General features: G+C 53.2%; 8 protein-coding genes and 1 pseudogene. 3 read left to right on the forward strand and 6 right to left on the reverse strand.

Annotation, left to right across the window (positions count from 1 at the left end; genetic code table 11):
- Positions 1-357: 357 nt before the first annotated feature.
- Both A6A26_RS16150 and A6A26_RS16155 read right to left on the reverse strand, forming a co-directional pair.
- Positions 358-2,733 carry a glycoside hydrolase family 3 N-terminal domain-containing protein gene (locus tag A6A26_RS16150; protein ID WP_063879674.1) on the reverse strand — a complete coding sequence of 792 codons (2,376 nt, stop codon included), beginning with the start codon at positions 2,731-2,733 and terminating at the stop codon, positions 358-360.
- 22 nt (positions 2,734-2,755) lie between these two features.
- Complete coding sequence (locus A6A26_RS16155) at positions 2,756-4,135, reverse strand: MFS transporter (RefSeq protein WP_063879675.1); 1,380 nt, start codon at positions 4,133-4,135, stop codon at positions 2,756-2,758.
- A 525-nt stretch (positions 4,136-4,660) separates the two neighbouring features.
- On the opposite strand from A6A26_RS16155, the gene A6A26_RS16160 reads away from it, so the two are divergent.
- Positions 4,661-5,293, forward strand: a complete 633-nt coding sequence (locus tag A6A26_RS16160; RefSeq protein ID WP_063879676.1) for an acyl-homoserine-lactone synthase — start codon at positions 4,661-4,663, stop codon at positions 5,291-5,293.
- On the opposite strand, the gene A6A26_RS16165 is transcribed toward A6A26_RS16160, so the two are convergent.
- Positions 5,265-6,014 carry a helix-turn-helix transcriptional regulator gene (locus A6A26_RS16165; protein WP_063879677.1) on the reverse strand — a complete coding sequence of 250 codons (750 nt, stop codon included), beginning with the start codon at positions 6,012-6,014 and terminating at the stop codon, positions 5,265-5,267. The two genes, A6A26_RS16160 and A6A26_RS16165, sit on opposite strands and share 29 nt — an antisense overlap.
- Positions 6,015-6,623: 609 nt before the next feature.
- On the opposite strand from A6A26_RS16165, the gene A6A26_RS16170 reads away from it, so the two are divergent.
- Positions 6,624-7,517 (forward strand): SDR family oxidoreductase, encoded by an 894-nt coding sequence (locus A6A26_RS16170; RefSeq protein WP_063879678.1) that lies wholly within the window; start codon positions 6,624-6,626, stop codon positions 7,515-7,517.
- A gap of 54 nt (positions 7,518-7,571) precedes the next feature.
- Here A6A26_RS16170 and ampC read toward each other — a convergent pair whose 3' ends face one another.
- Together ampC and A6A26_RS16185 are read right to left on the reverse strand one after the other, a co-directional pair.
- Positions 7,572-8,711 carry a class C beta-lactamase gene (ampC, locus tag A6A26_RS16175; RefSeq protein ID WP_305790317.1) on the reverse strand — a complete coding sequence of 380 codons (1,140 nt, stop codon included), beginning with the start codon at positions 8,709-8,711 and terminating at the stop codon, positions 7,572-7,574.
- A gap of 333 nt (positions 8,712-9,044) precedes the next feature.
- Positions 9,045-10,225: pseudogene (locus A6A26_RS16185) on the reverse strand (glycosyltransferase).
- Between the two features lie 260 nt (positions 10,226-10,485).
- Between A6A26_RS16185 and hpxO the strand changes: the two are divergent.
- The gene (hpxO, locus tag A6A26_RS16190; RefSeq protein ID WP_063879681.1) at positions 10,486-11,643 is read left to right on the forward strand and encodes an FAD-dependent urate hydroxylase HpxO; all 1,158 of its coding nucleotides are present in this window, start codon (positions 10,486-10,488) and stop codon (positions 11,641-11,643) included.
- A 37-nt stretch (positions 11,644-11,680) separates the two neighbouring features.
- On the opposite strand, the gene dcp is transcribed toward hpxO, so the two are convergent.
- On the reverse strand, positions 11,681-13,723 hold the full coding sequence (gene dcp / locus A6A26_RS16195) for a peptidyl-dipeptidase Dcp (RefSeq protein ID WP_063879682.1): 2,043 nt from the start codon (positions 13,721-13,723) through the stop codon (positions 11,681-11,683).
- Between the last annotated feature and the right edge of the window lie 12 nt (positions 13,724-13,735).

The raw sequence follows: 13,735 nt of genomic DNA on the forward strand, positions 1-13,735 counted from the left end.
TGCCGCGATAAACAGGGGAAATTACGGGTCGGGCTGACTGGCAGCCAAAAAGGAAACAGGCGGTGTATTGCGTTACGCTGGGCAGCGAATCCCTGGGCGGTTCAGGCTGGATCAACGCTGGGTTAAGGCAGCAGAACAGCTATCGCGGCGGATGGCCGTGGTGCCCTTGCCAGATAGCTTCAGTTTTCAGGCGTTGCCCTTCTGCTTAATGTATTGCAGATGTCACTGACGGATTTCCCCGATGTCGGCATACTGCTTCATTATCTGATGCGCGCGTTAAACAAGGTGAGCTGACTATTAGCCATGAAAGACACAAGGATGATGCCCTGCCCATTCCATGATGGGCAGGGTTAAAGGTCAGGCAATGTTTATCGTGCAGTCGCTTAACATGCGCCAGTGGCAAGGCAGAACGCGTGTTTCACCCGTCACCGTTACTGTACTGACGCCGTGGATATCGCGACAGGAAGAACCGACCTGCAGCTCAAACTCGCCGGGTTCTACGATGCGCTGGCCATCGCGGCGCGTAAAGTTGAGCATATCCACCGGAAGCCTAAAGCACAGTTCGGCGGTTTTACCCGGCTGCAGCGTGACGCGCTGGAAAGCTTTAAGCTCCTGAAGTGGTCGCACCATGCTGGCCACCTTGTCCCGGACATAAAGCTGCACCACTTCACTGCCCTGCCGTTCGCCGGTGTTGGTGAGCGTGACCCGGAGTTGAATCTCCCCATCAATCGCCACGTTGTCCTGTTCTGGCTGCGGCTGGCCCCAGTCAAAGGTCGTCCAGCCGCGGCCAAACCCAAACGGATAGCGCGCGCCAAAATGGAAGGCGATCGGCGTACCGCCGCTTTTCAGTTTGTGATTGTAATAAAACGGCATCGCACCGACGTTTTTCGGTACGCTCACCACCAGGCGGCCCTGGGGTTCCGCGCGGCCGGTCAGAATATCCGCTATCGCCCAGCCGCCCTCCTGCCCCGGTGCCCAGGCCAGCATAAAGGCGGCAACCTTGTCTTCCAGACCTTGCAGGCTATAAGGCCGTCCCCCGGTCATCACGACGATCAAAGGTTTTCCGGTTGCGGCAAGGGCCTCCAGCAATGCTTGTTGTACGCCGGGCAAATTCAGGCTGTCGGTGTCAGAACCTTCACCCACGGTGCCGCTCTGGAACAGGCCCGCCAGATCGCCCACGCAGGCAATCACCACATCGCTGTCTTGCGCCACGCGAACGGCATCGGCAATCAGGTGGGTATCCTGTGACACAGGCGATTGCTGCATGGGTTTCGCCGCGCTGTCGCCGGGGAACACAGGGGCACCTGCAGTGCGTTTCTCAATAATATGACAGCCTTTGGCATAGCCGACATTTTCCTGCCCCAGATAATGTTGCAGCGCGGCGAGCGGCGTGGTGACCTGCGACGTTTCCTCCAGCATATCGCTGATAATCAGGTGAACGGGAAAGCTGTAACCGCTCAGTAGCGCAAGCGGATCGTCCGCACAGGGTCCCACTACCGCAACGCGCCCGCCGGTTTTCAGCGGCAGAATACCGTTATTTTCCAGTAAGGTGATCGACTGGGTTGCCACATCACGTGCAACCTGACGGGTGGCATCGTCCTGCAGAGAAATCGCCGCTTCATTGATATAAGGATGCTCAAATAAGCCCAGGCGGAACTTCTCGGTCAGGATGCGTGCCACGATCTCGTCAACCTTATCCATCGACAGCAGATTACGCGACACGGCGTCGGCCAGATGGCGAGCGCAGTCATCCTTCGGCAACTCCACGTCCAGCCCGGCATTAAACGCCAGCGCAGCCGACGTTGCCGCATCCTGCGCCACGCCATGATGCTGGTGAAGCAGACTGACACCGCCATAATCAGCCACGATGATGCCGTCAAATCCCCACTGTTCACGCAACACCTCGGTCAGCAAAAAGCGATCGCTGTGGCCGGGTTGATTATCAATGTCATGGTAGGCCGGCATCACCGATCCCGCGTTCGCCAGCTTTACCGCCATTTCAAACGGCAGCAGAAAGATATCGTTTAATTCGCTGAAGCCGAGGTGAACGGGCGCGTGATTTCGTGCGCCCTCGCTGAATGAGTGACCGACGTAATGCTTAAGCGTGGCCAGCAGATCGCGCTTATCGCCTTGCAGGCCTTCGACATAGGCGGTTGCCATCACCCCCACCAGCCAGGGATCTTCGCCAAAGGTTTCTTCTGTCCGGCCCCAGCGGACATCGCGGGAAACATCCAGCACGGGGGCCAGTCCCTGTTTGCAGCCAATTGAGCGGGCTTCGTCGCCAATGTGCTGAGCCGCCCGCCTGATCAGTTCAGGCGCCCAGGTTGATCCGTAATTCAGCGATGAGGGAAAAAGCGTTGCCCCTTTGCACAGCAGGCCAACCAGGCACTCTTCGTGAAACAGCGCTGGAATCCCCAGGCGCGATCCTTCCATCACATCACGTTGCAGGCGATTCGCCGCCCGTACGCCGGTTGCGGCGTCAACAATATGTGTTCCCAACGGGCGGGTAATCTGGCCGATGCCGCGGGTTAATCTCTCTTTAAGGGCATTCTGGGCACTCACACCGGTAAAGGTGTCGCTTAAATCTGTCCGTTCCAGATGGTTGCCCTTTTCATCCAGGATAAGCCAGTAAGCATGCATCTGCGCGAACTTTTCCTCTGCCGTCATGCGTGGCAGCAGGTCGGCAACACGTTCACTAACAGAACGCTGAGGGTCCTTGTAGATTACGGTCATGTTTCACTCCTTCGTACTGATTTCAGATAGCGTTTTGGGCGTCCATTTTCTCTTCAGCGGCACGCTTTGCGGCCAGCTCAAGGGCAATCGCATTGACGCGCGTGCTGTTAAGCTTGTAGAGGCAAAGCAGCAGCAGCATGGCAATAAATAAAACGCCGGGAATAAGGTTGTGCATCAGATTGATAGTGGTAATCACGTGAGGCGTTTGAGCCGCCACGCCAGGCTGGTAGTGCACCAGCCCCAGAATCCAGCCCACGACGGCACCGCCCATAGCGAGGCCAAATTTGATGGCAAACAAGGCGGTGGAGAAGACCAGGCCGTCCAGCCTTCTCCCGCTGCGGTGTTCTTCGAAATCCACGACATCGGAGAACATATTCCACTGAATGGGCGTGGTCAGATTTTGAACAAAGCCAAAAACGATATTTATGCCGATGATCAGCCAAACCTGTGAAGGCGGAATAAAATAAATGGTCGTGACGAAAAAAACAAAACTGACCAGGCAAATCTGATAAGCACGCACGCGGTCAAATTTCCCCAATAACCGCTCTGAAAAAAATGCACCGCACAATGCCGCTATCATGCCGGTAATAATAAAGGTGAATACCAGGTCAGGCCGCAATAAAACATAGTTCATGTAATATATTGTGGACGAGCCACGCGTTACTACCGCAGTCAGCAACAGGATGTTGAAAATAACAATGATGAGCCACTGGCTGTTTTTACTTAACAGCTTCAGGTCGGACCACATCGAACTTGCACTATCGCCGCGCGGTAAATAACGTTCCCGGGTCATAAAGAAGCAACAGTAGATTAAAATCACCCCTAAAAAACCCATGAACCCCATGGCAAACAGGTACCCTTTCGCCTTGTCGCCCTGACCTAACAGATCCACCAGCGGCAGCCCGATGACCGTGACCACCAGTCCGCCGATAAAGGCACAGGCAAAACGCCAGGATTGCAGAGAATGGCGTTCCCGTGGATCGAGCGTCAGCGCACCGGGCATGGCGCAATAAGGGACATTTACTGCAGAGTATATGAAGCTGAGGATGGTATAGGTGACACAGGCATAGACGATTTTCGCGGTCGGACCCACATCAGGTACATAGAAGGTTATCAGGCAACTCACGCCAAACGGAATCGCGAACCACATTAGCCAGGGGCGAAAACGTCCATGTCGGGTTCGGGTGCGGTCAACTAACGCCCCGATACAGGGATCGACAAAGGCATCCGCCAGACGAACCATCAAAAACATCGTCCCCATAATCGCGGCGGGTAAACCAAATACATCTGTATAGAAGTAGGCCAGAAACAAGGTAGCGGTTTGCCATACCATGGAACTGGCGGCATCACCGATGCCGTAACCAATTTTATCTTTTGTTTTAAGCACAGACGATATAGTCATTGTTATGAGCCTTATAATTAGGTAAACACCTTGATCAGTCAGCTATCCACGGCCTGTATGGACAGGCAGGTCCGGCTCAAGTATTAGTAATACGGCCCTGTGCCAACAATTCCAGAAATTAACAGCCAATTTATGATATTTGGTTTTTTTACCGCTTTGTGATGCAGGCCATATAGATAACCAATAAATCAATTAATGTTGAGCGACATATTTATGACATTCGGCGGGGTTACTTTGTTAAAAACCGGCAGGCGTCCCATATAAAATTGGTATGACACGGGAATATGCACTATTGAAATAGTACAGGGCAGTGACTATTTGTATTGTTTTCTGTTGCGTTATGGCAAATAATATCCCCTCAGGGAGAATTTTACCGCTTGAGATGCGTTATCCTGCCCATTGACAGACAGAGAATCCCTATTTCAGTCGAATAAAGTGTTATTTAGCTGAACGTCAGCGCGAAAAGTTAGTAAAATCAGTACAGGATAGCCGTGAGGGCCGCAGTAACTTTTTAGAGGAAATGGAATGCTTGAACTGTTTGACGTCAGTTACGAAGAGCTGCAAACCACACGTTCAGAAGAACTTTATAAGCTCAGAAAAAAAACTTTTAGCGACCGCCTGGGATGGGAAGTGGTATGCAGCCAGGGCATGGAGTCGGATGAGTTTGATGGGCCAGGGACGCGCTATATTCTGGGGATCTGTGAAGGGCAATTAGTGTGCAGCGTGCGCTTTACCCGTCTGGATCGGCCCAATATGATCACTCACACCTTCCAGCACTGTTTTAACGACGTCCCCCTGCCCGCCTGTGGCACGGAATCAAGCCGCTTTTTCGTCGATAAAGCACGCGCACGCGAACTGCTGGGTGAACACTATCCTATAAGTCAGGTATTGTTTTTAGCGATGGTGAACTGGGCGCAGGATAACGCGTACAACCATATCTATACGATAGTCAGCCGGGCAATGCTGAAAATTTTGAAACGGTCCGGATGGCAAATCAGCGTCGTCAAAGAGGCTTTTCTGACTGAAAAGGAACGGATTTATCTGCTGACTCTGCCAGCCGGAGAAGAGGATAAACAACAACTGGGTGGCGATATTGTCTCACGTACGGGCTGTGCGCCCGTCGCGGTAACTACCTGGCCGCTGACGCTGCCGGTCTGATAAGGTCTAACTCCACACCCAGTCTTATAGCCTGTCGGGCGTTACTGACGCCCAATTTAACCACGACGTTTTTGATGTGGAACTTCACGGTGCTGACGGAAATACCGGTAATGGCGGCAATTTCAGAATAGGTTTTACCCATGCTCGCCCAGTACAACACTTCATTTTCACGCGACGAAAAAATCGTTTTGTCGGCGTTCTGATTTACCGCCGGTGCCCTTTCGGCTTCTGTCCCGGCCAGTCGATACATCTGCTCATTAAAATCAATCAACAGCATCTGCATGGTGCCCTGCTCAGACGCAAGGCGCTGCTCCAGGGCTGCCTGATCGTTGCCCTTAATAATGACGGAGAGCAACGCGAGGTTGTTCATATGGTCATGGAGCACGTAGGTAAAGCCATTAACGATGTTGTACTGCTTTGATAATGAGAAAATTTTGGTAAACCGCAGATCGGACATCAGGGTAATGTTTTCATCCCAGGCAAACGGCGAGGTCCGTTTGAAGGCGGTGAGGATGACCGGATCGGTTAACTGAAAATTGTTGGCACGGTATAACCTGACCCATTCGTCAGGATAACTGGAAATAATCAGAACATTTGAAGGATTTTTTTTGCTCACCACCGTGTAAGCGTACTCAGGACTGCCAAGCGGAGATAACTTTCTCTGTATGTAAGTCTGAAGCGTATCCATTATTGTTTGATTTTCAAGAAAAAAAGAAAACATTCAGGCTCCATGCTGCTTCTTTTACTTAATGATGACATAACCTGCACTTTAGTACAGGTAAGATAATACTTAAGAATAACTTACAATGATTCATCCAGAGGTTACAATGGCTTCAAGTTGTTTAGCGGTAAAAAAAAACCTGACCTGCAAGGCCAGGTCGCTAAAACAGCCAACACCAGGGAAAAACTTTCCGGCCAGACGTCACAAACTATAAAGTGGTGCTGGCCGGGACACTCATAGTAACATCTTAGAAACATTTGTACAAACATTTAACATCACTGCGCATTGCTTTATTCTCCTCCTTAATCTCCTTTAATACAATCGCTTATTCATCCCCGTCATAACTGCCCTTTTCTCAATAGCTTAGCGTTAGCAACCCGCGATTATTCGTCGCTGCTGTTCTCCTCCATTTCGTGCCTGCGCCTGTCGCCAAAATAGATAATCGATATATTCTGCTATTACCGCTGCGCTTAGCGGACATTACGTCGGGGAATTTGTCTGATAAAGTCCTTTTTTAACTGGCTTCGTGCATTAAATAAGCAGTTGAATGTGACAAACATCACATCTGTGCCAGGCTTAAGTTCCTGACAACAGTTCAAGGAGCTCACTATGACGACGTCAAATAAATCAATTCTCGACCCAGATCGCTTTCCGAAGCCGCCATTCAGGCAGCAGCCGCAACAGGCACCCGGACTGGCCAGTGAAATGGACCCTGCTCCCGATCATGGTGAAAAAAGCTATCGCGGCCACGGTCGTCTTACCGGACGTAAAGCGCTGATTACCGGCGGCGATTCAGGCATTGGTCGCGCCGTCGCCATTGCCTATGCACGTGAAGGGGCGGACGTAGCCATTAACTACCTGCCGGAAGAAGAGTCAGATGCGGTGGAAGTGGTTAAACTGATTGAGGCCGAAGGTCGTAAAGCGGTGGCGATTCCCGGCGATCTGCGTTCCGAAGCTTTTTGTCAGAAGCTGGTTAAAGAAGCGGCTGAGAAACTGGGCGGGCTGGATATTCTGGTTAACAACGCCGGACGTCAGCAGTTTAATGAATCCATTCGGACGCTGAGCACAGAAGACTTTGATGCCACCTTCAAAACCAATGTCTATGCGCCATTCTGGGTAACGAAAGCGGCACTGGCTTATCTGCCGCGCGGTGCATCGATTATTAACACCTCTTCTGTTCAGGCCTTTAAGCCCAGCGATATCCTGCTGGATTATGCCCAGACTAAAGCCTGTAACGTGGCCTTCACTAAGGCGCTGGCCAAACAGCTCGGCCCGGAAGGGATTCGCGTTAACGCGGTTGCCCCTGGCCCTTACTGGACGCCTCTGCAGCCGAGCGGCGGTCAGCCACAGGAGAAAGTGGAGCAGTTTGGTGCCGATGCACCGCTAGGCCGTCCAGGCCAGCCGGTAGAGATCGCCCCGCTCTACGTTACCCTGGCTTCAGATGAATGCAGCTTTGCATCTGGACAGGTATGGTGCTCTGACGGCGGTACCGGTACGCTCTAATCCGCATTGATCCCCTAATGGCCGCGCACAGCGGCCATTTTTTTAGTCTCTGCGTTACTGCATGGCCTCCAGGATGGCGGCAGCCGCTTTTATCCGCGCCGGGTTGGGGTAGTTTTTATTCGCCAGCATCACAACGCCGCTGTTCAACTGTGGGATAAAGGCAATGTAGGCACCGAATCCGTTTGTGGAGCCGGTCTTATGAATCCAGCTGGCACGATCCGCCGGTTTGGGCGGGTTCAACAGCGTTGCCGGTTGTGCCTGTAGCGCCATGTTGTTGTCGCTGGCGTCAACGATCGTTTGGGTAGCCATCGGCCAGGGATAGATTTCCCAACCCAGCCCCTGAGACAGCTTGCCTGCCGTTAAGTAGCGCGACTGTGCCGTCATCATGCCATTTCGCAAAACGGTATTACCGGACGATAATCCGTTCGGATTTGCATTGGCCTGCATAAAGGTCATCATGTCGCGCGCGGTAGACTTCACGCCATAGGTTTCTGCTGACAGCATACCGGGCGAGACGCGCACCGGCTGTCCGTCTTTATATCCCCACGCATAGTCAAACATCATGGAAGCCGGAACCCTGTAAAAGGTGCGCGTCAGCCGCAATGGCGTAAAGACGTTCTTCTGCATCGCCTCTTCAAACTCACCTTTTATCATCAAATATCCCAGCAACCCCAGGCTGATATTGGAATAGCGGCGCTGCGTGCCGGGCGCGGCGTCAGGCTGCCACTGTTGCAGGTAAGTCAGCAACGTATCCTGGTCGGTCACGCTGGCGGGAAGCTGTAATGGCATGCCGCCAGCACTGTAGGTGGCAAGGTGCACCATTTTAATCGCCTGCCACTGGGGGCCTTTCAGGGCGGGCCAGTACTTTTGTACCGGGTCGTTGAGATGAAGTTGGCTGTTACGCATCATCACGCCCGCCAGTAAGCCGGTAAACGTTTTGCTCACAGAACCCAGTTCAAACAACGTGTTTTCGGTTACGCGTCGATCGGATGCGGTATCGGCTACACCAAAGTTCAGGTATTGCGGGCGGCCTTTATACAGCACTGCGACCGACATGCCAGGTATCCCCTCCTGCTCCATCAGCGGCGTAATGATGTTCTTCACCCGCGAGGCAATGTCCTGCGAGGATAAATCTGCAGCGCTGCTGCTGGCGCTAAGGGCGACAAGTAATGCAGTAAGGTATCGTTTCATCAGCACTCATTCAGGTGGCAGGTTATTTACATTGAGCCGCGCATGATTGCACGCAAAGCTGTGCCTGGGTACTGCAGGCACCGGAATTACGCGTATTACAATGCGATTGCTCAACATAACAACGCGTCTGACAGCTGGAGAGATCACATTTTGCGGCGACGGGCGTTAACTGAGGTAACGGCGCGCGTGAGGGGAACGTAGGTGCGGGTTGTGACAATGCGCTGCTGACCATCAGGCCGGACAGCAGCAAAGCAAGCAGATATTTCATAACCGATCTCCAGAGAAACGCGTCAGTTAAGTATGGTGACTCTGGCGCGTAACGTCTGATAAATCTTACTAAATTGAGATCGCGGGTGGATGTTCAACAACATCGACGACGCCACGACGATAAATTTCGTTAAGGCGCGCGCAATACTGGCGCGGATCGTGCTGCTGTTTAATGCGTAAAATCGATCCTTCAGCCTTTTCCGTTAATACCTGTGGATGCGCCAGGATATCCAGCAGTGTTGATTTCAGGCCGTCAATTAACGCCCGGCGCAGACGGTGTTTATCGGCTTCGCTGTTGACCTGATATTCGCGATCGTCATTCAGCGTACCGCCGATCGTCCAGCCTGCACTGTCGGGGTTAATTTCCGGCAGCGCGCGCACATTACTGGTTAATACCGGGCAACCGCTCGCCTGCATTTCCAGTACCGAAAAGCCATAGGTTTCCTGCCAGGTGGGTAATAAGCCAACATCGCTGCGCTGAAACAGTTTCAACAGTTCCGGATTCGCCATCTGAGAGTGATGGGTAATAAAGCTGAGGCGGGAAATGCGATCCTGAATAGTGCGATAAAAGGCGTCATCGTCCTGGAACTGACGGTGTGCCACATTATGCCGCTTATTCAGGTCACCAATAAGCTGAACGTCTAGCTGCGACGCATCAATCTGGCCGGCTTCAACCAGTTCGCTCAGCGCCAGCACAATTTCTGCGCCGCCTTTGCGATAAAACTCGTTGCCGACAAACACCAGACGGATGTTGTCACTCTGGCGTGCAGTTTTTTCTGGGGTAAACAACGTTTGCGGCGGATGCATCACCAGGGTTTTGGCACGCATTTTTGCGGCGACATCGGGTTTAAACAGCTTCATCTGAATATGAAGCGTGGCCTCTGAAATGGCAATCAGGCCGAAACAGTTGTCTTTCAGTAAATACGGAATCAGGCGCTTTAATTCTGGGTTGTCCTGTTTGGCAACCCCCGCCACCGGCAGCACGCGCGGCAGTTCTGTTTCAAATGTCGCCACCCAGTTCATCTGGGTGATCGCCACTTCATTAAACAGATGCAAAATATCGGGCTTCTGCCCCATTGCAAATGGCACAGGTAAAAAGACAAAGCTTTTATTTTTTTCAATAAACGGGTACGCAGCGGATTGAGGAAATAGAAAACGTTACGTTTTTTCAGGTTGATATAGTCGTTTTCCGGATTGACCAAAATATTGCGCTGCTCCGGATAGTGATTGTTACTTATTCCGATTTTCATGGAGGATTCCGAAGTCATTGTGAGGGCGAACGTGATCTATATCACGCTAAATATGAAACGGATTATAGGTAACATCTTAAAAACGCAGGGTTACTGTGGTTTACAGATTTCTCTGCACCGGCCAGGTGCAGATCGTTGCACAGCGACCGTGCATCGACTGAGGTTATCTGTTGTGTTATCCCGACAGATTCAGGCATCCGGCCCTTTTCGCTTCTGGTACAAAAGTTGCAAATTACTGATATGTACACAGGAGATAACATATGAAAGCGATCGTCATTGGTGGCGGAATGGGTGGGATGACCGCCGCACTGGCTCTGGAACAGGCCGGTTTCGAAACTGAAGTTTATGAGGCGGTCAAAACGATACGGCCTGTTGGCGCGGCGATTTCTGTCTGGCCAAACGGCGTGAAGTGCCTTAATGCACTGGGACTGAAAGAAAAAGTCCGCGCTCTGGGCGGTAACATGGCGTTTATGGCCTATCAAGACGCGTTTTCGGGTGACACGCTGACCCGCTTTAGCCTGTCACCGCTGGTGCAACAGGTGGGCGAATTCCCTTACCCCATCGCCCGCGCGGAGCTACAGGCGATGCTGCTGGATGCTTATGGCCGCAGTCGGGTAAATTTTGGCAAACGTATCGTCCAGGTGGAGCAGTACGCCAGCGGCGTTATCGCCACCTTTGACGATAACAGCCAGGCGCAAGGCGACTTTCTGGTCGCGGCAGACGGAACGCATTCGGTGATCCGCGATTATGTACTGGATGAAAAATTGCCACGCCGCTACGCGGGCTATGTGAACTGGAACGGTCTGGTCAGGATTGATGAGTCCATCGCGCCCGCTGACCAATGGACAACCTTTGTGGGCGATGGCAAGCGCGTTTCACTGATGCCGGTAAGCGGTAATCGTTTTTACTTCTTCTTCGATGTCCCGCTGCCTTCCGGTCTGGAGCAGGATCGTTCAACGATGCGGGACGATTTGCGCCACTACTTCAGCGACTGGTCTGAACCCGTGCAAAAGCTTATTTCGGCAATTGACGTGGACACCACCAACCGGGTCGAAATTCACGACATTGAACCTTTTCAGCGTTTTGTTAAAGGCCGGGTGGTATTGCTTGGCGACGCGGCACACAGCACCACGCCCGATATCGGCCAGGGCGGTTGTGCGGCCATGGAAGATGCCATTGTGCTGGCGTCCGCGCTGTCTGCGCATTCGCTTGGCATCGAGGATGCGCTACTGCGTTACCAGATGCGCCGTGTCGAGCGCGTTAAGGATTTGGTGTTGAAAGCGCGTAAACGCTGTGACATCACACATGCTAAAGATCCCCAAATGACCTCGGCGTGGTATCAGTCGCTGAAGACGGAAACGGGTGAACGGGTACTGGCTGGGTTGTGCGAAACCATTGAAGGCGGTCCGTTGGGTTAATAAAACAGGGCGGCATCGCCGCCCTTTCGCTTCTTGCTTATTCCGCTAAGCCGCGGTTTTTCAACATAGGTTCGAGCTGCGGCTCACCGCCGCGCCAGGCTTCATACAACGCTTTAAGATCGCTGCTGTTGCCGCGTGACAAAATCTTTTGTCGAAAGATATCGCCATTTTCCCGCGTCAAGCCGCCCTGTTCGACAAACCACTGGTAGCCGTCGTCGGCCAGCATCTGGGTCCAGATATAGGCATAATAACCCGCAGAATAGCCGCCGCCCCAGATATGCTGAAAATAGCTGGAGCGATAGCGTGGGGGAACGGCAGCCAAATCAATATCGTCGCTGCGTAACGCCTGCTGCTCGAATCCGTCAACGGACTGCATCGGCGTTCGACCGTCAAGGCTGTGCCAGTGAAGGTCCAGTAGCGCGGCAGCCAGCAGCTCGGTCATCTCATAACCTTTGTTGAATTTGCCAACCCTGATGATTTTTTCATGCAGCGCCGCCGGCATGGGTTCGCCGGTCTGGTAATGCCGGGCGAAATGGCGAAACACCTGCGGCTCACTTGCCCAGTGCTCGTTAATCTGCGAGGGGAACTCGACGAAATCACGCGGCGTTTCCGTTCCTGACAGGCTGGGATAACGCTGACTGGCAAACAGGCCATGCAACGTATGACCGAACTCATGGAACAGGGTAATAACCTCATCCCAGCTCAGGAGTGCGGGCTCACCGTCGGCGGGTTTGGTGTAGTTACAGACGTTGTAGATCACCGGTTTGGCGTCGAGCAGCGTGGACTGGTTAACAAAGTTGCTCATCCATGCGCCGCCGCCTTTACTGTCACGCTTGAAGAAATCGGTATAAAACAGCGCCATCCCACTGCCGTCAACATCAAAGATTTCATATACCTGTACGTCTGGATGGTAAACCGGCAGATCGTGACGCGGGGCAAACTGAATACCATAGAGCTGGGTCGCAGCCCAAAACACGCCATTTTCGAGCACCGTGTTGAGTTCAAAATAGGGTTTGATCTGGCTTTCATCCAGATCGTACTGTGCCCGCCGCACCTGTTCTGCATAAAAATTCCAGTCCCACGCGCTGAGCGTGAAGTTGCCCTGCTGGCTGTCGATGGTTTGCTGAATGGCCGAGGCTTCCCGCTCCGCACGGGCTCGGGCGGCGGGAACGATATTACGCATAAAGGCGAAGGCAGCATCCGGGGTTTTTGCCATCTGATCCTGTAACTGCCAGGCGGCAAAGCTGGCAAATCCCAGTAGCTTCGCCTGCTCAGCGCGCACCTGTGCCAGACGCAACACCAGCGCTCGCGTGTCGTTGTCATCGCCTTTCTCACTGCGCGTCATGGCGGCATGGAACAAGGCCTGCCGCGTCGCGCGGTCTTCCAGAGACTGAAGCGCAGGCTGTTGCGTGGTATTTTGCAGTACCAGCCACCAGGCATTCTCCAGGCCACGCGCGCGGGCAGCCGCCTGGGCGACGGCCAGATCGGACGGGCTCAGCCCCGCGAGTTGCTGGACATCATTCACCATCAACCCGCCCGCCTTGGTGGCAGCCAGCAGCTTGTTGGTAAACTGCGTGCTGAGTCGGGCCGCTTCCTGGTTCAGCGCCTTTAACTGCTGCTTTTGCGCTTCCGGCAGGTTCGCCCCCGCCAGCTGAAAGCGCTGCCATAGCACGTCGACCAGGCGTTTCGATTCGGCATCAAGTTGGTTGCGCTGCAAATAGACCTGATCGATGCGTGAGAACAGCGGCCGGTTCAGCATGATCTCATCGTTTAGTGCGGTGAGCTGTGGCGCGATGTCCTCGTCAATCTGCTGAAGATAGGGGCTGGTATGGGCGGAGGTCATCGCGTTGAACACCAGGCTTACGCGGGTCAGCAGTTGGCCGCTTTTCTCCAGCGCCTCGCAGGTGTTAATAAAAGTCGGCGCATCAGGATCGGTGGCGATGGCCTGCACTTCCTGGCGCTTTTCTTCGATACCGGCCTGCAGCGCAGGGAGAAAGTCGGTTTCCTGAATCTGATCAAAGGGTGGCGTGTGATAAGGCAAACTGCTGACGCTAAAAAAAGGATTTTGACGGGCGTTCATAGGCGCTCCTGG

Source organism: Pantoea sp. OXWO6B1, assembly GCF_001641135.1.
Taxonomy (GTDB): Bacteria; Pseudomonadota; Gammaproteobacteria; order Enterobacterales; family Enterobacteriaceae; genus Pantoea; species Pantoea allii.

Bases quoted from the DNA above. Each gene is read 5' to 3' on its own strand.
- A6A26_RS16150 (WP_063879674.1), bottom strand. From the start codon at position 2,733: ATGACCGTAATCTACAAGGACCCTCAGCGTTCTGTTAGTGAACGTGTT.
- A6A26_RS16155 (WP_063879675.1), bottom strand. From the start codon at position 4,135: ATGACTATATCGTCTGTGCTTAAAACAAAAGATAAAATTGGTTACGGC.
- A6A26_RS16160 (WP_063879676.1), top strand. From the start codon at position 4,661: ATGCTTGAACTGTTTGACGTCAGTTACGAAGAGCTGCAAACCACACGT.
- A6A26_RS16165 (WP_063879677.1), bottom strand. From the start codon at position 6,014: ATGTTTTCTTTTTTTCTTGAAAATCAAACAATAATGGATACGCTTCAG.
- A6A26_RS16170 (WP_063879678.1), top strand. From the start codon at position 6,624: ATGACGACGTCAAATAAATCAATTCTCGACCCAGATCGCTTTCCGAAG.
- hpxO (WP_063879681.1), top strand. From the start codon at position 10,486: ATGAAAGCGATCGTCATTGGTGGCGGAATGGGTGGGATGACCGCCGCA.
- dcp (WP_063879682.1), bottom strand. From the start codon at position 13,723: ATGAACGCCCGTCAAAATCCTTTTTTTAGCGTCAGCAGTTTGCCTTAT.